Source organism: Amycolatopsis sp. NPDC003731 (genome assembly GCF_053586895.1).
The window spans coordinates 47,531-66,141 of the sequence record NZ_JBSFNC010000022.1 but is presented as its reverse complement, the minus strand read 5'-3'; the positions used below and the strand labels follow the sequence as shown (position 1 = coordinate 66,141).

Sequence of the window (18,611 nt, the reverse complement as noted above, 5' to 3'; positions counted from 1 at the left end):
CCCGGCCGCCGCAAACTCCCCGCCATCGCCAAGGTCCAAGCGCCCCGAACGGGTGAGCGGCTGGTCGAGGCGATCATGACTGCACTCGGCGAGCAGACCGTCACCGTCCCGGGCACCGCCGCCGCGGACACCGTCCTCCCGAGGGTGGCCGACAGCCTCGCAGCTCCGGCACCGGCGTCAAGGGCGAACACCCCGCCCGAACCGGCAGCCCGCCCCGGGGGCGCCCCCCGGTTCCAGTCTATCGGCGGCGGGCGACGAAACGCCCGGGAACGATGGCCGGTGGGCCTCGTTGTCCACATCGTCGGCGGGTTGTGGACAACGAGGCCCCGCTCAGGTCAGGCTGCCGCTGTTGTGGCCGTGAACGTTGCCGCTGGGCCGGTTCCCGTTGCCGTGATCGCCGCGACCGTGAACGTGTAGGCCGCGGCCGGTTTCAGGCCGTCCACCACCCTGGTCATGCCCTTGACCGTCGGCTGGGTGACCAGGGCGTCGCGGCCCTCCACGCGAATCGTGCGGCCGTCGGACACCGTGATCACGTACGCCAGGACCGGGGTGTCGCCCGTTGCCGCCGGTGGGTTCCAGCGGATCGAGGCCGCCGTTGCGCTCGGCAACGCCCGTGCGCTCGTCGGGATGCCGGGCAGCACCGCGGTTTTCGGGCCCGGCGTCACCGGTGCCGAGGGCAGCGATGGCTCGCTCGTTCCGTACGCGTTGCGTGCCGCGACTGTCACCGTGTACGGCGTTCCCTCCGTCAGTCCGGGCACTTCGGCGTACGCGCGCTTCGCGAAGTCGGCCGCCGTCACCGTTGTGGAATACGTGCGGCCGCCGCCCGATGCCGTCACCACGTAGTGCGTCACCGGGGCGTTGTTGAACGCGAACGTCGGGTTCCAGGTTGCGTACAGCTTTCCCGCCACGGCGAACGTGCCGACGCGTGACGGCGCTTCGGCCGGGGCCTGACCTCCGACCTGGCGGGTGAGCACCCCGCGGTAGGCCGGCTCGAGGCCCGCGTTCGCGACGATCTCGGGCGGCGCGTCCGCCGGGTTCGGCAGGAGGTGGTTGCCGCGGGTGATCGCGCCCTTGTCGACCTTGTCGCGGTCGCCCTGTTCCCAGTAGTTGCCCTCGGTCAGCGTGGGGTCGTTGTTGCCCAGGTCGTCGCGGTAGTCGACGTGCACCGTGCCGACGTTGAAGTACGCCGTGCGGTAGAGGACGTTGCCGCGGATCGTCTCGTAGGTGTTGCCGTTGTCGGTGTAGACGCCCTTGCCGAGCCCCCACTGGTCGTGGATGACGTTGCCGGTGACTTTTTCGCCGTCGGCCAGGGAAGTGCCGGTGATGCCCTGGGTGTAGACGCCGCCGCCCTCGTCGAGCATCTGCATGTAGTCGAAGATCAGGTTGTCCGAAACGACGTTGTCGTGCGACAGGTTCGGCGTCGCGGGGCGCTTGATCTTGTCCGGCCAGCCGCCCCAGCCCACGGAGATCGCCGAGTAGCCGACGTGGTCGATCTGGTTGTGGGCGACGGTGTTCCGCACGGTGTAGCCGTTGACGATCGGCACACCGCCGTGGAATTCGCGCGGCAGACCGTAGAGGTGGTTGTCGGTGACCCGGACGTCGCGCACGACGTCGGCGTCGGTGTCGGTGAGGGGCTTGTCGACCCCGCCGATCTGGACGCCGTTGCCGGAGATGTCGGTGAAGATGTCGCCGCGCACCTGGGATTCCTTGGTGCCGTCGAGCAGGTCGAGCCCGGCGCCGCCGAGGTGGGCGAACACGCTGTCGGCGAATTCGACGCGCCGGCCGTGCGAAACGGAGACGTTGGCGGGTTCCCGCGTCCACGAGGCGTACGGGCAGGTTCCGCCCGGCACGAACTGGCAGAGTCCCTGGACGGCCCAGCCGTCGGCGCCGGTGATCGTGTAGCCCGCCTGGATTTCCGAGAACCCTTCGGGCGACGACGGCGTCAGCCAGGTCGCGTAGGAGTAGCGCAAGCCGCGGAAGGCGACGTCGTGGATCGGCGAGGCGGCCGTGCCCTTCGCGTCGAGGAGCTTCTCCAGCACCGGCATTTCGACGTCCGCGCGGCGCAGGTCCTGGCCGGGCTTCGGCTGGTAGTAGACGACGCGGGCGGACCGGTCGAGGTACCACTCGCCCGGGGTGTCGAGCAGCTCGAAGGCGTTTTCGGCGTAGGTGGGGTGCCGCCCGTTGGTGAGGTCGGCCGGGCCGACCATGTTGACGCTGCGGCCCGGGATGTCGGGGAACAGCACGCGTTTCGTCGAGTTGTCCCAGCACGGCTGGGCCATGGTGATCGTCGTGCCTGCGGCGGCGGCGAGCGGGCAGCGCGGTTCCGTCCACTGGCCGAGGCCGTCGCGCTGGACGTTCCACAACGCCTCACCGGAGACGTACACGAACTCGACGTCCTTCGGGTTCCGCCAGTGGGCGAGCGTGTCGGCACTGGCGGTGTAGCCGGTGTCGGTGGCCTTGACGGTCACCGGCAGCGGGCCGCGGGCGCGTTGCTCGCGGACGCCGTCGACGTAGAGCTGCCGGGTGTTGTCGAGCCCGGCGGGCGCGGGCGCGGCGAACAGGCCCGGACGGCCCGGCACCGGCCGCCAGCCGGTGACCCGGACGCCGCCGTTCAGCTCGGTGTCCTTGGTGCCCTGCCAGATCACGCGGTGGCCGTTGCCGCCGGAGTCCCGCGCGTCGAGCCGCAGCGGGGCGGTCAGCCGGAAGACGCCGGGCGCGAGGTGGACGGTGAGATCCCGGGTCAGGTGCGGCGCGCGCTGCCGCACGAGGTCGCGGGCGCGCTCGAGGGTCCGGACGGGGTGCCCGGCGCTCCCGGAGGCCCGGTCGGAGCCGGTGGGCGAAACGTAGACGTCCTGGCCGGCGGCAGTCGAGCCGGCCGCGGCCATCGGGCCGGTCGTGGCGAGCAGGGCGCCCGCGCCGAAGAGAACGGTCACCACGGTGCGGCGCCGCGTCGAGCCCCACTTGGTCAGCATGGGTCGAAAGATAGGATCTCTCGGCGGCGATGTCGACATTTTCCCACTCAGCGGGGCAGACAGTCACCTATTCATCGGATGCCTGCGGGTTTCAGTCGCGGCTGGGCCCGAATCGTTCGGTGCGGATCCGGTGCGGGTCGTGGCCGAGGGCGACCAGGATGTCCGCCACCGTCTCCACGAAGCCCGTCGGCCCGCAGACAAAGCAGGACGCGCCGAACTCCGCCGGCCAGCCCGCCGTGTTGATCGTCGCCACGTCGATGCGGCGCGGAATGCCGGGACGGCCTTCGGGCAGCTCCCGCGTGTACACGTACGTCACGTCCACGCCCGCCACCGGCGTGCGCAGCTCGTCCGCGTAGTACAGCTCCGCCGGGGTGCGCAGCGAGTAGATCAGCTTGAACGGCGTCCGGACGCCCGCCGCGCGGCGGGCGCGGATCATCGCCATCAGGGGGACGATGCCCGAGCCGCCCGCGATCAGCAGGACGGGCGCCGGATCCGCCGGCCGCCAGGCGAACCAGCCGCCGATCGGGCCGCGGATTTCGACCGGGTCGCCGATCGCGTAGGGGCCGGTGAGGTGCTCGGACACTTCGCCGTCGGCGACGCGCTGCACGGTCAGCTCCACCCGGTCCCCGTCCGCGGGCGCGGCGAGGGAGTAGCTGCGCTGCGCGCGGTAGCCGTCCGCGGCGGTGAGCCGGACGTCGACGTGCTGCCCCGCCAGGTGGCCCGGCCAGCCGGGCAGGTCGAAGACGAGCGTGCGCGCCGTCGGCGTCTCGTCGCGGAAGCCGGCCAGGCGGGCGACCCGCCAGGCTAGTCGCCCTGATACCGCTGTTCGCGCCATGGATCCCCGTAGTCGTGGTAGCCGGCGTTCTCCCAGAAGCCCGGCTCGTCCCGGGTCTTCAGTTCCAGTCCGCGCACCCACTTCGCGGACTTCCAGAAGTACAGGTGCGGCACGAGCAGCCGCGCCGGACCGCCGTGCTCGGGCGTCAGCGGTTTGCCGCCGTACTCGTAGGCGATCCAGGCCTGGCCGTCGAGCAGGTCGGCCAGCGGCAGGTTCGTGGTGTAGCCGCCGTAGGCGTGCACCATGACGTAGTCGGCCTCGGTGCCGAGCCCGCCGACCAGCGTGTCGACCGAGACGCCGCGCCAGCGGGTGTCCAGTTTGGACCACTGGGTGACGCAGTGGATGTCCACGGTGGGCTTCTCGCTGGGCAGGGCCATCAGCTCGGCCCAGCTCCAGGTGTGTTTCTCGCCCGTCTCGGTGGTGACGGTGAACTCCCACGTCTCGGTGCGCACGCGCGGCGTCGGGCCCGCGGAGAGGACCGGGAAGTCCTCGGCCAGGTACTGCCCCGGTGGCAGCCGCGGGTTGCCGCTGCGTGCCCGGCCCTGGAAACCCGGTGTCACGACGCCCATGCGGTGCTCCCTTCCCGATCGCGACGAGCCTACGCCCGCACGTGCAGCCCCAGCGACGTGACGAGCACCGCAGCCTGTTCGGGTGACACGATCGCCCCGGTCAGCACGGCGTCCGTCGGGTCGAGCGCCGAGAGGTCGCTGCCCCGCAGCTCGGCTTTCGGCAGCTTGACGGCGTGCAGCAGCGCCCCGGACAGGTCGACGTCGGCGAACACCGCGCCGGTGCAGTCCGCCCCGGTGAGGTCGGCCTCCCGCATCCGGACGCCCTGGAACCGGACGGCCCGCAGGTCGGCGCCCGCCAGCCCGGCGAACGACCAGTCCCCGCCGGTGACCCGCAGCGGCCGCAGCTCGCACTCGCTGAAGCTCGAGCCGACGAGCTTGCACCCGGTGAATTCGGCGTCGAAGAAGTTGCACCGGGTGAAGGTGCACCCGGTGAACGCCGAGTCCTCGTGCCGGGACGCGTTGAAGCGTACGTTGCCGAACACGCAGTCGGTGAAGACGGAGTTCCGGGTGACCGCCTCCGAGAAGTCGGTCTCGCGGAACTCGCACCGCACGTAGTGCCGCCCCGCGATCTCCTCCCCGTACCAGTCGTCGCGGACGAACCGCTGCTCCTCTTGCGTGGCCTCGGACATGCCGCCAGGCTAGCGGCAGATCCGACGCCGGAGGGGCCGCGCATGCTCGACGCCGACGAAGTCCGGAAAGCCGTGCCGATGCCGGCCGCGATCGACGCGGTGCGCTCGGCGTTCCTCGACCTCGCCGCCGGCCGTTTCGAGGTGCCGCAACGCTTGTCGTTCGCCTCCGCGACCACGCTCGTGATGACCGCCTGCCACACCCCGACGTCGACGACGGTGGTGAAGACGCTCAACCTGGCCCCCGGCCGCACGCCGATGATCCTGGGCACGCTGGTGTGGAACACGGCCGCCGGCCAGGTGGTCGCCGACACGGTCGAGGTCACGGCGCTGCGCACGGGCGCGGTGTCGGGTGTGGCCACGGACTTGCTGGCCCCGCCTTCGGCCGGCAGCCTGGCTCTCCTCGGCACGGGAGCTCAGGCGGCCGACCAGGTGCGGGCGGTGGCGGCGGTGCGGCCGCTTCGCCGCGTGTCGGTGTTCGGCCGGGACCGCTCGCGCGCTTCGGCGTTGGCGGACCGGTTGCGGCCGGAGTTCCCGTCGGTGACGGTGCGGGTGGCCCGCGACGCAGCGGACGCGGTGTCCGATGCGGACGTCGTCTGTTGCGCCACTTCATCGGCGACTCCTCTCTTCGGTGTCGATGACTTGCCGGAACGGGTTCATGTCAACGCGATCGGGTCGTACCTGCCTTCCATGCGGGAGCTTCCCGCGGAGTTGCTGGCCACCGCGGGGTGTGTGGTGGTGGATCAGGTCGGTGCGGTTCTGTCGGAAGCCGGTGAGGTGATCCACGCCGTTTCCGCCGGGCTTCTCGATCGGGGGAAGCTGGTTGAGCTGGGGTCGGCGTTGGGTCGGCCGCCGGCGGTGGGTGGGCGGACGGTGTTCAAGTCGGTGGGGCTTGCGGTGCAGGACTGGGCCATCGGCCGGCTGCTCGGTGAGGCGATGGGGATGCGGCCTTCGGCCGGGTCGGTTTGGGGTGTGGCTGGGTGAGGGTGCGCCGCCCTGGGCCGAGGCCGCCGCTGGGCACCTGTACCCAGACGGACGACACGCGTACCGGGATGGACGACACGCGTACCTAGGCGGACGACACGCGTACCGGGATGGACGACACGCGTACCTAGGCGGACGACACGTGCTCGGGAGGTGGCCCGCCGGGGAAGGTGCGGCGAGGGAGAGGGGCACCGGCGGACGGGGTGATGGGGGCGATTGGTGGCGGTGGGCCTTCGGTGGCCGCCGCGTTGAGCGGCGGGCGTGCGGAGTAGCGGGAGGCGTTGGGTGGCGGAGGCGTTGGGTGGCCGGGGCCTTGGGCGACGGGCGCGTTGGGCGGCGGGGGCGTTCGGTGGTCGAGGGCGGCGGGCGGCGGCGTGCTGGGTGGCGGGGGCGTTCGGTGGCCGAGGGCCTCGGGCGGCGGCGTGCTGGGTGGCGGAGGCGTTCGGTGGCCGAGGGCCTCGGGCGGCGGCGCGTTGGGCGGCAGAGGCGTTTGGCAGCGGGCGCTGGGGCGATGGGCGGCCGAGGGCGTTGGGGGCGGGCGCTGGGGCGTTGGGCGGCCGAGGGCGTTGGGGGCGGGCGCTGGGGCGTTGGGTGGCCGAGGGCGTTGGGTGACGGGGGTGTTTGGTGGTGGAGGCGTCGGGTAGCCGGGGTGTTGGGGGTGGTCACCTGGGGTGGTGGGTGGGCGGCGGAGAGCAACGGGAGCGGCCGAACGGCGCAATCTTGGGTCGGACGCGTTTGATCTGTCACCCGATCCGGGAATTTTCGCGGCATGTCTCCTTGGCGAACCACCACCAGACGGAACACGGCCGTGCGGGTCATCACGGCGATCGGCGCGATCTTCGCGGGGATCGAAGTTCTCTACATGATCATGGTGCTCGCCGGCGCGAACGCCGGCAATGCCTTCTTCCAGTTCATCAAGTCGCTGGCGGTTCCTCTCGCGTTGTTCTGGCCCGGCTTGTTCCCCGTGGACAGCCCCAGCCTGGCCGTGATCCTCGACTACGGCCTGGCCGCGGTGTTCTGGCTGGTCGTGACCGGCATCATCGCCCGCTTTGCGGGACGGTGACCGAAGGCGGACCACCCGCCGTCGCCGCCGCCGGTCGCCCTGGGCGACACTGGACGGATGAGCGACGGCAGGTGGTTCGACGGCTGGTCACCCTGGCCTGAGCTGGCCGACCTGGCCGCGGCCGGGCGTTCCCTGCTCCCGAACGTCCCGGTCACGCCGGCCGCCCTCGTGCGCACCGTCACCGAGCAGCTCGTCGGCCGCCGGCTGACCGCGAAGGTGGGTGACCGCGAAGTCGGCCTCACCCTCGCCGAACTCGACTACCCGGCCGACAGCCTCCGGCTGGCCACCGGACGGCTCGGCGACGTCCGGATCGTCGCCGAGGACGTCGACTGGCCGGAGTCCGAAGGCGAAAACGAGCCCGGCAGCATCCCGCTGCGCCGCGTCACCGTGCTCGCCGAAGACGTCCGCCTCCGCTCGCTGCCCACGCCGGCCGCCAAGCCCGCGCGGGTGCAGCTCGGGATCGCCGTGTCCGCCGACGTGCTGCGGGACCGGGTGGCGAAAGCCCGCCCCGGGATCGTCGCCACCCCGGCCGGCAACGGGCTGCTGCAGATCCGCTGGGCCAAGCGCCCGCACTGGGGCCACCTGACGCTCCGCCCGCAGGTGGCGGACGACGCCGTGGTGCTCGTGCCGCAGACCCTCCACATCGGACGGCGGCAGCTGCGCCCGCCCCGGGCCTTCCAGCCCATCGTGCTTCCCGTGCCGGAACTCCCGCCCGGCCTGAAACTGACCAAAGTGGAGCCACGGCAGGACGAACTCGTGCTGCACACCGTGGCGGAGGAATTGCCGGAACGCCTCTCCCGCATTCCCCTGCCGGACCTGCTGAGCTGGCTGACCACCGCCGCGATGACCCTGACCCTGCCGAACCTCGGTACCCGTTCATGACTTCTCCCTTCCGACGAGTGCGACAACGACCACGCTACTCGAACGCGCGTTCGAACATCATCACCCACAGGTGTGGAGATCAGGCGTCGCGATCCCGCAGGTACCGCGTGTGGTCCGCCTGCCGGTCGACCTCCGCCGCGTAGAACCGCTCGGCCACCCGGTGCGCCTCCGCCTCGAGCAAACCCAGCTGTGCCACCAGTTCTTCGCCCGCACCGGCCCGCCGCGCCGCGAACCACCACGGCAGGTTGAGGTAGGTTTCCAGCGACAGCGGCAAATCGGTGCCCGCCAGCCGCACGACCGCGTGCTGCAGATCAGGGTCGGCCGAGAGCCGCGAGGGCCGGGAAAGCAGGTCGCGCAGCACCACCGCGATCCGGCGCACGGTGTCCACAGAGGACGCCGGCATCCGGGACGCCTGCGCCGAGACCACGGCCTCGAGCGCGTCCAGCGACTGCCGCAGCTCACCGGACTTGTCCGGGACCAGCCGTACCTTCTCCCCCGGCGCCAGCAGCGCCCCGGCCGCGTAGAGCGCCGCCACGACGAACGGCCAGAACCACCCGACCACCCCGGTCAGGTACAGCCCGACGCCGATCAGGCCGCCGACGCAGCCGGCGAGGTTCTTGGTCGACCCCAGATAGCGCAGCATCATTGGTACCCGCGAATCTCCTGGAACACCTGCGAAAGCCGGACGTTGCGCGCGTCGAACACCTTCCCACCGGTCCGCGTCGCGACCTGGGTCAGCTCGTCGCTGCTGCCTTCGCCGAACAGGACCGTGAACACCGGAACCTGGTTCACCGTGGGCGACAGCGACCCGAACGATCCCAGGAAGTCCCCCAGTGACGAGCCGTTCGCGTTCTCGCCGTCGGTCATCAGCACGATGGAGGTGAACCGGTCCGGATCCGCGGCCGTCAGCGGCTCGAGCACCTGGTAGGCCCGCGAAAGGCTGTCGTAGATCGCCGTCCCGCCGCGCGCCTCGAGCCCTTCGGCGAACGTCTTGATGCGCGCCAGCTCGGCCGCAGGATCGGTCTCCGGCACGGTGAACGTCCGTGGCGTCCCGGGCGAAGTGTTGAACGGCAGCATCGTCACCTCCTCCCGGCTCCGGAACCGCCGGAACCGGCCGGTCAGCGACGTGTCCGCGCCGGTCAGCCCGACCAGCGCGGCCCGCAGCGAGTCGATCCGCGAACCGGCCATCGACCCGGACGTGTCGAGCACGTAGAGCGTCCGCGAGGGCCGCCGGAGCTTGTCGAAGTACGCCGACAGCAGCGCGTCGACCGCCTGCTGCGTCGCCGGGAACGGCAGCTCGACGAGGTCCCGCTGCGCGAACTGCGGCCCCAGCGCGACCCCGGGCACGACCGGACGCCGTCCGGTGGTCTCCATGATCCGCTGCTGCACCGAAGGCGTCCGCAGGTGGTCGGTGAGCCGCTGGTGGGCCGAACGCGCGTCGGAGCCGGCGGAAGCCAGCAGGGTGAGCGGGTAGTCGGCGGTGACGACGCCGTCGCTCGGGTAGATCAGCGTGAGCGGCGCGGGCAGCTTCCCGGACGCGTTCGCCGACAGCAGCACGGACTCGTAGTTGATCAGCCCGTCGACCGGGTCCGGTCCGGTCGCGCGCCGGACGTACGCGTCCGAGAGCCAGCCCGAGGAACCCGCCGAAAGCGCCTGGGCGCTGAAGAACTGCGTCAGCTGCGGCGTCACCGAAGCGATCTGCTGGGCGTCGATCGCGTTGCCCGCGCCCGCCAGCGCCGAAGCGACGCCGACCAGCGCCGAGAACCCGGAGTTCGACGCCGACGGGTCCGTCATCCCGTAGCTGAACGCCTTCTTCCCGGCCTGCGCGGCGATTTCGCCCCAGCTGACCGGCTTCCCCGCCCAGCCGAGCCGCTGCACCACCGGCGTGGCCAGCCCCAGCACCACCGGCGAGCTCATGATCTTGACCTGGTTCCCGAGCCGCTTCGCCGCTTCGGGAATGCCGGCGGGGTACCGGTTCGACGAGAACCACACGGCGTCGTACTTGCCGTCGACACTGCCGTCCGCCAGCGCTTCGGCGCCCTCCAGCGTCCCGGTGAAGGTGAACTTGACCGTCACTCCGGTGGCGCGAGCGGCTTCGTCGAGCACCGGCTGCAGGTCCGCCAGCTCGCTGCCGGCGAGGATCCGCAACACGCCCGGCTCGGGATCCCCGAGCGGTGCCGACGACGGTTCGGAACACCCCGCCATCAGCAGCACGCCCACCAGGAGCGCCAGGAACTTCCTCATGCTTCCCCCTCGTGCGAACGCCGCAGGTGGTCCTCGGCGCGGCGGATCTCCCCGGACAGCGACTCGACGGTCGCGGCCATGGTGCGGACGGCGTCGGCGCGGAACCCGTCGATCGCGTCGATCGAGGCGTAGATCCGGTCGAAGGACGCGCGGATCGTGTCGGTCGCGACGGCCGGGTCGCTGCTCGCCTTGCGGATCTCCGCGGACTGCAGGTCCAGCAGCTCGGTGTTGGCGCGGATCAGCCCGTCGGTGGTCGCCTGCAGCGCCGCGACCTCGTCGAGGACGTCCCGCTGGCTCGCCAGCGCGCCGCTGACCAGCAACGCGACCCGGAGCGCGGACACCGTCGTCGACACCGCGCGTTCGACGCCGCGGATCAGCTCGTCGTTGTTCTTGCGCACCAGGTCCAGCGCGAGGTAGCCCTGCGCGCTGACGGCGAGCTGGGTCAGCAGGTCCTGGTGCCGCTGCCGGATCGGGTACAGCACGTCCGCGCGCAACGCGTTGGCGCGTACGGGATCCGTCAGGTCGAAGACGCCGGCCTGCGCTTCGATCGCGCCGTCGACGGCCTCGGCGAGCGCGGCCGCTTCGGCGAGCTTCCCCATCACCTGCCACAGCCGCTCGCGTTCACCCTTGATCGAGGCGTTGTCGCGACGCAGGACGTCCTGGCGGCCGCGCAGGTCGACGACCAGGGCGTTGACCGGCTCGTTCGCGGCCCGGTAGCGGTCCAGCGCCCGCTTCGCGCCGGCCGCGGCCGGGAACACGCCCAGCAGCTTGCGGCCGGTGAGCGGCAGCTTCGCCGGGTCCAGCTCGGCGACGGTCCGGCGCAGGCTCGCGAGGCTCGTCGTGACGCCGTCCTGCGGCGACACCGCGCTGCGCAACGACCGGTCGAGCATCGTTCCCGCGACACCGGCCGCCGCGCGCATGTCGGCCTCGCCGACGGCGAGCAGCTCGTCCAAGAGGTCGGTGAACTCCGGTGACCGGACGTCGAGGGCTTCGAGCCGGGACGCGAACTCCGCGGCGCGAACGGAGACTTCCGACCGCGTTTCGGAACTGAGCGTGATCAGCCCGGCGGCGCGCTCGGCGGGGATCGCGGTGACCGGCTCGGGCGGGGTGAGCGCGAAGTCCATGTCAGTACTGCTTGCCGACGGCGTCGAGCAGCCGTTCCAGGGTCTCGAACGACGGCGGCTCGACGGCGTCCACCAGGTCGGCGGGCACGTGGGCCGGCGCGGCGACCTCGGCGAAGAGCTTCGGGTCGGTGGTGCGGAAGCCGAAGGTCGCGGCGAGCTTGCCCAGCTCGGGGTCGGTCGCGAGGAGCTGCCCGACCTTGTCCCCGTCGCCGGTCAACGGCACCAGCGTGTGCTTCGAGTAGACCGTCGGCGCGGTGTAGAGCATCCGCATGTCCGGCCGGATCGAGCCGTCGCCGCGCACCACGCGGTCGACGAACTGCGACTCGTAGATCAGCGCCAGCGGCGTCTTCCCCATGCCCGCGGACAGGTAGTCCTCGAACGGCCCTTCGGTGCTGTTCTGCGTGTAGCCCTGGTCGAGGAACAGCTTCGCCACCGACGGCAGCACCTTCGCTTCCTGGTCGGGCGTGCTCACGACGGCGTTCCCGTTGGCCACGAAGGAAACGATCGACAGGTACATCGCCGCGGAGTTCGACTCGCGCGGGTCGGTCGTGGTGACGAGGACGTTCTTGCGGGCCGGGTAGGCGGTGTTGCCGGGCAGCTGGTCCCAGCGCGTTCCGGCCTTCGCCAGGTCGAGGTACTTCGCGATGTCGAGGACGTCGTAGTCGCCGGCGCCCTTGTGCACGACCCCGTCGGCCCGCAGCAGGGAAACGATCGGTTCGAAGGAGGCGACGGCCATCGGCGACTGGAACGGCGTGTAGACGGTGGTCACCTTGCGGTCGCGCTGGATCTTCTGCGCCGCGGGCGACGACGACGGGAACGCGAAGGCGTACTTCCCGAGGTCGACGGTCTTCGCGATCTGCCGCGACCCGGCCGTGTCGACCTCGACCTTCAGGCCGTGCCGGGCGAAGGCGTCGACGACGCGCCGGTCGGTGAAGAAGGCCTGCTTCTCCGAACCGATCACCCCGCGCACGGTCGTGACGTCGGAAGCGGTCCCGTCGCCGCGGCCCCAGACGATGATTCCGACGACGGCCAGGACGAGCACCACGGCCAGTCCGATCGACACCCGGCGTTTCACGAGCCACTCCCCTCAGCCGCCTTCGCCCATTGGACGCGGGAGCGGGCCGGTTCGAAGTGAACGGCGGGTGAAGGAACGGTCTCAGGTCACCGGGAACCAGGTCCCGGACGCCCATTCCGTGTCGCCCCAGGCTTTCCGCTCGTCGGAGCGTGGATCGAGCACCAGGTCGGTGTCTTCCCGGAAAACCAGCACCGGCCGCAGTTCGGGGCCGTAGGGCGGCCATTCGGGACCGTCCGCGTCCGCGACGCCGTCCCGGATGAAGCGCACCCAGGCGCGGTGGATGAGCAGCGCCGCGCGCTCACGCTTCGGGTTCACCTGCGTCGCCTCCGCGAACAGCGGCAGCGGCGTCTTCCACGCCATGGTGGTTTCGGTGCCGTGACCGCCGTCGAGCTGCTCGGGCACGCCGGGCGCGGCGATGTCGATGCGGTAGCGGTAGACGGGCGCGTGCGCGGACTGTGCGTCGGCGAGCCGCTGCGTCGGGATGCCGTAGCGTTCGTCGCCCATGGCGGCGATCTTCGCGGCCTTGAGGTCGGGTACGCGGCGAAGGTACGTCTCGAGCAGCTCCGAAGCGCCGGAATCGCCGAAGATGCCCGTGAGCACACCGGAAGCCGGCGCTGTCACGACGTCGTCGCCGAGCATCATCGCGTACGTGCTGCCTTCGTTGCTGTTGCAGCCGATCAGGAGCGGGATCCCGGCCGCGCTCCCCCGCCGGATCGGCTCGATCGGGACCTCGGGCAGCACGCGGGGGTGCAGGGTCGGCCGCCAGAGCCACAGCGCCTGGAAGCCGGTGAGGATCCGTTCCTGCGCCTCGACGAACTCCTTGGCGGGCAACGCCCGGAGCGCCGCCGGGTCGTGGCAGCCGACTTCGTCCAGCAGCCGCCGGGCCAGCGCCGTCCCGGCCTCCGGCGTCGCGACGTGGTCCGCGCCGCCGGAGCTGCTGATGGCTTGGGCGAACAACCCCTGGCCCAGGGGGCTGCCCAGGAGGTTCCCGACGCTCTTCGCGCCCGCGGAAACGCCGTAGACGGTGATGCGCCCGGGGTCGCCGCCGAACGCGGAGATGTTGCGGCGCACCCACTTCAAGGCCTCGACCTGGTCGAGGAAGCCGCACACGCCGGCGTCCTCCTCCGCGGAGCCGAAGATCCCGGCGAGGTGCAGGAAGCCGAGCGAGCCGAGCCGGTAGTTGATGGTGACGACGACGATCCCGGCGCGGGCGAACTCCTCGCCGTCGCCCAGCTGCTCGCCGTGGCCGACGCGGTAGCCGCCGCCGTGCAGCCAGAACAGCACCGGCCAGCCACGCTCGGGCGCCGGGCCGTCCGGTGTGCAGACGTTGAGGTACAGGCAGTCCTCGTCGCACACGGCGGCCGGGTTCATCGGGTCCGGCGACTGCATCGCGTGCGGCCCGTACTCGGTCGCGACGTGCACGCCGCCGGACAGCGACGGCGGCTGCGGCGCCTTCCACCGCAGCTCGCCGACCGGCGGGCGGGCGTACGGGACGCCGCGCCAGACGCGGACGCCGTCGCCCGCCAGCCCCACCAGCGCCCCGAGTTCGGTCGTGACCGTCGGGACGGAACCCATCAGAGCGAGGCCTGCTCGACCGTCGGCAGGCAGACCTCGAACCGGGTGTTCCCGGGCTCGGATTCGACGCGCAGGTCGCCCTGGTGGCGCTCGACGACGATCTTCCACGAGATGTCCAGGCCCAGCCCGGTGCCCTCGCCGACCGGCTTGGTCGTGAAGAACGGCTCGAAGATCCGCGGCTTGATGTCGGCCGGGATGCCCGGGCCGGTGTCGCCGATCTCGACGCGGACCTGGTCGTTCTCCCCCCACGTCCGCAGCGTCAGCGTGCCCTCGCCCTGCATCGCGCCGAGGGCGTTGTCGATGATGTTCGTCCAGACCTGGTTCAGCTCGGCCGGGTACGCCGGGATCTTCGGCAGGCCGCGGTCGTACTCCTTGACCACGCGGACGCCGCCGCCGATCTTGCCGGACAGCATCACCAGCGTGGAGTCGAGGCCGTCGTGGACGTCGACCCACTGGTGCGGCGCCCGGTCCATCTGGGAGTACTGCTTGGCCTTGCCGACCAGGGCGGAAATCCGGGTGGTGGAGTCCTCGATCTCGCCCATCAGCATCTCGGTCTCGAGCGCGTAGGCGAGCCAGCGGACGGCGCCGTCGATGAAGGTGTCGCCGACCTGCTCCAGCACGTGGTCGAGGTCGGCCGTGGTCAGGCCGGCCCGGACGTAGATGTCGGCGAGGTCCCAGCCGCCGTCGATGCCGCGGTCGTCGAACCAGTCGCCGATCTCGTCCTCGCGGTCGGCCTGCTGCATGGCCGTCAGCTTCTCGGCCTGCGCGACCTGCTTGACCAGCCGTTCCTGGACGTCGATGAGCTGGTAGAGCAGCTCCGGTTCGATGTCCTTCTTGGCCAGGAAGGCGAGCTTGTGGCGCATGCCGGCGACGCGTTCGCGCAGGGCCGACGTCGCCCGGACGGCGGCAGCGGCCGGGTTGTTCAGCTCGTGCGTCAGCCCGGCCGAGAGCTCGCCCAGCGCCAGCAGACGCCGGCGCGAACCGATCACCGTGTCGCTGTTGCGCCAGCCGAGGTACATGCCTTCCAGCAGGTGCGTCGCCATCGGGAACCACCGGCGGAACTCGAAGGAGAACTCCTTCGAGGGCAGCGCCAGGAACGTGACGTCGGACAGCGCGCGCACCGTGGCGTTGTAGGTGTGCTCGGTCTCCTGGTGCACGAAGAACTGCGTCGCGCCGAAGTAGGCGCCGCGCTGGTCGGACCGGTTGGTCTCCACCTCCGTGCCGCTGACCAGCCGCGTCATCCGGATCGCGCCGTTCAGCAGGACGTAGAAGCAGGTCGCCTCGCCGCCCTCGCTGATGACGGTGGAGTCGGCCGGGTACTCCTCGAGCACGGCGTTGTCGGAGATCCAGTCGAGCTGGTCTTCGGAAAGGTGTTCGAACAGGAAGAGCCCGCGAAGCTCTTCCCGCGGCAGTGCGCTCATTGTTCCTCCAGGTACCGGTGTACCAGCGTCACGGCCATCGCGCCCTCGCCGACCGCGGACGCCACCCGCTTGACCGACTGCGACCGCACGTCACCGGCCACGAACACGCCCGGGATCGACGACTCGAGGTAGTGCGGGTCACGGTCGAGCGGCCAGCCCGCCGGCCGCTGCCCGGCGCTCAGCAGGTCCGGCCCGGTGCACACGAAGCCGTGGTCGTCGCGGTGGATCGCGTCGCCGAGCCAGTCGGTGCGCGGGGCGGCGCCGATGAAGATGAACAGGTGCCCGCTTTCGACCGTTTCGGTGACGCCGTTCTCGCACAGCGTGATCCGCTCGAGGTGGCCGTCGCCGTGCACCTGCTTGACAGTGGTGTGCGTCCGGACATGGATGTTCTCGATGCCGGCGATCTGCTCGATCAGGTAGTGCGACATCGACGCTTCGAGGGACTCGCCGCGCACCAGGATGGTGACGTCGCTGGCGTGCCGGGAGAAGAACACCGCGGCCTGCCCGGCGGAATTGGCGCCGCCGACGATGTAGACGTGCTCGCCCTTGCACTCGGGCGCCTCGGTCGCGGCCGAGCCGTAGTAGACGCCGCGGCCGGTGAGCTCCTCGATGCCGTCGGCCTCCAGGGCGCGGTAGGTGACGCCGCTGGCGAGGATCACCGAGTGCGCGGCGATCTCGCTGCCGTCGCCGAAGGTGATCACGCGCTGTGAGCCGCGGGCTTCGAGGCCGACGACGTCGCGCGCGGTCAGCACCTCGGCGCCGAACTTCTGCGCCTGGCGCCGCGCCCGGTCGGTCAGCTGGGCGCCCGAGACGCCGTCCGGGAAGCCGAGGTAGTTCTCGATGCGCGAGCTCGTGCCGGCCTGGCCGCCGGTGGCCTTCTTCTCGACGAGCACCGTGCGTAGGCCTTCGGAAGCGCCGTACACCGCGGCGCCGAGGCCGGCCGGGCCGCCGCCGATCACGACGAGGTCGTAGAACTCCTGCGCCGGCCGGGTCGACAAGCCCACCGCGTCGGCGATCTCGCTGCCGGACGGGTTCTTGAGGACGGTGCCGTCCGGGGTGACGACGACCGGGATGTCCTTGTCGGTCGCCTCGGCGGCCTGCAGGATCCGGCAGGCCTCGTCGTCGTCGACCGAGTACCAGCGGTACGGGACGGCGTTGCGCGCGAGGAAGTCACGCAGGTGGAACGACGGCGAGTTGTACCGGTGGCCGATGAGCTTGACCTCCTCGACCGGCCTGTCCCCGACCGCCTTCCAGGTCTCGACCAGGGCGTCGATCACCGGGTAGAGCTTCTCCTCGGGCGGGTCCCACGGCTTGAGCAGGTAGTGGTCGACGTCGACGACGTTGATCGCCTGGATCGCGGCGTCGGTGTCGGCGTAGGCGGTCAGCAGGGCGCGGCGGGCGTGCGGGAACAGGTCCATCGCCTTCTCGAGGAAGGCGATCCCGTCCATCTGCGGCATCCGGTAGTCGGCGAGGATGGCCGCGACGGCGTCGCCGCGCAGCTTGATCTCGCGCAGGGCGTCGAGGGCGTCCGGGCCGGAGTCGGCGCGGATGACGCGGTAGTCCTTGCCGTAGCGCCGGCGCAGGTCACGGGCGACCGAGCGGGACACGGCGGGATCGTCGTCGACGGTCATCAGGATCGGCTGGCTCACGAGGTGCAGCCTACGGCGCTTCCCGCCCCGGAGGCGAAGAACGTCGCTTCGGCACCTGGACCCGCTCCAGGTCCTGGGCCACGACGATCTCGCCGTCGAACTCCGCCCGCGCCTCCGCTTCGAAGCGTTCCGGATCGGGGTAGCGCTGCGAGAAGTGGGTCAGCACAAGCTGCCGGACACCGCACTCGGCGGCGACCCGGGCCGCTTGCCGCGCGGTCAGGTGGCCGAAGCTTTCGGCCAGTGAGGTGTCCTCGGCGAGGAACGTCGCCTCGATGACGAGCGTGTCGGCGTTTTCGCTGAGGGCGTACACCGCGTCGCACAGGCGGGTGTCCATCACGAACGCGAACCGCTGGCCCGGCCGCGGCGTACTGACGTCCTCGAGGCGGACGTCGCCGAGGCGGCCCTCGCGCTGGAGCTTGCCGACGTCCGGGCCCGCGATGCCGTGTTCACGCAGCTTCCCGGGGAGCATGGTGCGGCCGTCGGGCTCGGTCAGCCGGTAGCCGAACGCCTCGACGGGGTGACTCAGGCGCTTCGCCTCGAGCGTGAGCTTCCCGGTGGCGATCGGGCCGTCCTCGGCGATCGGGTGTTCCCGCAGGTCGGCCTGCTCGTAGAAGGCCGTCGCGTGCCGCATCCGCGCGAAGTAGTGCGCGCCGGACGCCGGGAAGTGGGCGTGGACCGGGTGCGCCACCTTGTCCAGCGACAGCCGCTGGATCACGCCGGGCAGGCCGAGGCTGTGGTCGCCGTGGAAGTGCGTGACGCAGATCCGCGTGACGTCCGTGGCGGCCACGCCGGCCCGCAGCATCTGGCGCTGGGTGCCTTCGCCGGGGTCGAAGAGGATGCCCTCGCCGTCCCAGCGCAGGAGGTAGCCGTTCTGGTTGCGGTGGCGCGTGGGCACCTGGCTCGCGGTGCCCAGCACCACCAGTTCGCGGGTCGACACCCCCGCACGGTACTCAGGCTGCCGGTGGGGCGCCGCCGAGTTTGCGCAGCCGGAAGGCCAGCACCAGGAGCACGATCCCGTACAGGAGCGCGTAGATCCCGACGAGCAGCGCGATGCCGTACGCGCCCGCGATCGGGTTGATCACGATGAAGATGCCGGCGAGCACGGAGATCGCGCCGGCCAGGATGAGGAAGGCCTCGCCCTGGATCTGCTTGCGCAGGCGGATCGCCGCGGCGATCTCGGCGATGCCGGTGATGATCGCCCAGAAGCCGACCAGCAGGGCCAGCAGCAGGACGGTGATGCCGGGCCAGACGAGGACGAGGATCCCGGCGACGATGCCGAGCGCGCCGAGGACGCCGTAGGCCACCCGGTGCCCGGTGTCACCCGGGCGGAACGCCTGCATCAGGCCGCCGATGCCGTCCACGATCGCATACACGCCGTACAGGATCGCCAGGACGAGGACGGTGGCGCCGGGCCAGATCAGTGCGAAGAGCCCGAAGAGCACAGCGAACACGCCGCGGACGGCGGTGATCGGCCAGGCCTTGCGGGGTTCGACGACGGAGAACGCTGCGAAAGAGGTCATCTGCCGCTCCCGGATCTAGGGACTCCCAGTATCGCGGCGATTACCCCGTTCGTCGCCCGGAACACCCCGTTC

16 protein-coding genes and 1 pseudogene are annotated in these 18,611 nt (G+C 71.3%); 4 read left to right on the top strand and 13 right to left on the bottom strand.

Translation table 11 applies throughout. The features are described 5' to 3' along the window. Positions 1-3: 3 nt before the first annotated feature. A pseudogene (locus ACWDN5_RS12245) lies at positions 4-159 on the top strand (IS110 family transposase); the annotation flags it as partial. A gap of 176 nt (positions 160-335) precedes the next feature. Here ACWDN5_RS12245 and ACWDN5_RS12240 read toward each other — a convergent pair. The 4 genes from ACWDN5_RS12240 to ACWDN5_RS12225 all read right to left on the bottom strand — a co-directional run bounded on the left by ACWDN5_RS12240 (position 336) and on the right by ACWDN5_RS12225 (position 5,005). After that, the gene (locus tag ACWDN5_RS12240) at positions 336-2,972 is read right to left on the bottom strand and encodes a fibronectin type III domain-containing protein (protein ID WP_449676286.1); all 2,637 of its coding nucleotides are present in this window, start codon (positions 2,970-2,972) and stop codon (positions 336-338) included. 91 nt (positions 2,973-3,063) lie between these two features. Beyond that, complete coding sequence (locus tag ACWDN5_RS12235; RefSeq protein WP_310976008.1) at positions 3,064-3,807, bottom strand: ferredoxin reductase; 744 nt, start codon at positions 3,805-3,807, stop codon at positions 3,064-3,066. Then, positions 3,777-4,376, bottom strand: a complete 600-nt coding sequence (locus ACWDN5_RS12230) for a sulfite oxidase-like oxidoreductase (protein WP_310976007.1) — start codon at positions 4,374-4,376, stop codon at positions 3,777-3,779. Before ACWDN5_RS12230 ends, ACWDN5_RS12235 begins: the two co-directional genes overlap by 31 nt. Positions 4,377-4,405: 29 nt before the next feature. Further along, positions 4,406-5,005: a pentapeptide repeat-containing protein gene (locus tag ACWDN5_RS12225; protein ID WP_449676285.1), complete on the bottom strand. Its 600-nt coding sequence runs from the start codon at positions 5,003-5,005 to the stop codon at positions 4,406-4,408. Positions 5,006-5,047: 42 nt separating this feature from the next. Here ACWDN5_RS12225 and ACWDN5_RS12220 point away from each other — a divergent pair, with 42 nt between their 5' ends. The 3 genes from ACWDN5_RS12220 to ACWDN5_RS12210 all read left to right on the top strand — a co-directional run bounded on the left by ACWDN5_RS12220 (position 5,048) and on the right by ACWDN5_RS12210 (position 7,931). After that, the gene (locus ACWDN5_RS12220) at positions 5,048-5,986 is read left to right on the top strand and encodes an ornithine cyclodeaminase family protein (protein WP_449676283.1); all 939 of its coding nucleotides are present in this window, start codon (positions 5,048-5,050) and stop codon (positions 5,984-5,986) included. 808 nt (positions 5,987-6,794) lie between these two features. Further along, positions 6,795-7,049: a hypothetical protein gene (locus ACWDN5_RS12215; RefSeq protein WP_003083120.1), complete on the top strand. Its 255-nt coding sequence runs from the start codon at positions 6,795-6,797 to the stop codon at positions 7,047-7,049. Positions 7,050-7,106: 57 nt separating this feature from the next. After that, positions 7,107-7,931, top strand: a complete 825-nt coding sequence (locus ACWDN5_RS12210) for a hypothetical protein (protein ID WP_449676282.1) — start codon at positions 7,107-7,109, stop codon at positions 7,929-7,931. A gap of 79 nt (positions 7,932-8,010) precedes the next feature. Here the strand turns inward: ACWDN5_RS12210 and ACWDN5_RS12205 are convergent, their stop codons facing one another. From ACWDN5_RS12205 to ACWDN5_RS12165, 9 genes are all read right to left on the bottom strand, one after another. Next, positions 8,011-8,577 (bottom strand): hypothetical protein, encoded by a 567-nt coding sequence (locus tag ACWDN5_RS12205; protein WP_449676281.1) that lies wholly within the window; start codon positions 8,575-8,577, stop codon positions 8,011-8,013. After that, positions 8,574-10,175, bottom strand: coding sequence for an extracellular solute-binding protein (locus ACWDN5_RS12200; RefSeq protein WP_449676279.1), 1,602 nt, complete (start codon positions 10,173-10,175; stop codon positions 8,574-8,576). The genes ACWDN5_RS12205 and ACWDN5_RS12200 overlap by 4 nt, the downstream gene beginning before the upstream one ends. Further along, positions 10,172-11,299, bottom strand: coding sequence for a toxic anion resistance protein (locus ACWDN5_RS12195; protein ID WP_449676278.1), 1,128 nt, complete (start codon positions 11,297-11,299; stop codon positions 10,172-10,174). Before ACWDN5_RS12195 ends, ACWDN5_RS12200 begins: the two co-directional genes overlap by 4 nt. A 1-nt stretch (position 11,300) precedes the next feature. Beyond that, a complete protein-coding gene (locus ACWDN5_RS12190; RefSeq protein ID WP_449676276.1) occupies positions 11,301-12,374 on the bottom strand; it encodes a hypothetical protein in 1,074 nt (357 codons plus the stop codon). An 81-nt stretch (positions 12,375-12,455) separates the two neighbouring features. Beyond that, positions 12,456-13,949, bottom strand: a complete 1,494-nt coding sequence (locus tag ACWDN5_RS12185) for a carboxylesterase/lipase family protein (protein ID WP_449676275.1) — start codon at positions 13,947-13,949, stop codon at positions 12,456-12,458. Next, the gene (locus ACWDN5_RS12180) at positions 13,949-15,370 is read right to left on the bottom strand and encodes an ATP-binding protein (RefSeq protein ID WP_449676273.1); all 1,422 of its coding nucleotides are present in this window, start codon (positions 15,368-15,370) and stop codon (positions 13,949-13,951) included. Before ACWDN5_RS12180 ends, ACWDN5_RS12185 begins: the two co-directional genes overlap by 1 nt. Next, complete coding sequence (locus ACWDN5_RS12175) at positions 15,367-17,019, bottom strand: FAD-dependent oxidoreductase (RefSeq protein ID WP_310975997.1); 1,653 nt, start codon at positions 17,017-17,019, stop codon at positions 15,367-15,369. The genes ACWDN5_RS12180 and ACWDN5_RS12175 overlap by 4 nt, the downstream gene beginning before the upstream one ends. A gap of 10 nt (positions 17,020-17,029) precedes the next feature. Next, the gene (locus ACWDN5_RS12170; RefSeq protein ID WP_310975996.1) at positions 17,030-17,956 is read right to left on the bottom strand and encodes a ribonuclease Z; all 927 of its coding nucleotides are present in this window, start codon (positions 17,954-17,956) and stop codon (positions 17,030-17,032) included. A gap of 13 nt (positions 17,957-17,969) precedes the next feature. After that, positions 17,970-18,539: an HdeD family acid-resistance protein gene (locus tag ACWDN5_RS12165; RefSeq protein WP_449676272.1), complete on the bottom strand. Its 570-nt coding sequence runs from the start codon at positions 18,537-18,539 to the stop codon at positions 17,970-17,972. Positions 18,540-18,611: the final 72 nt, after the last annotated feature.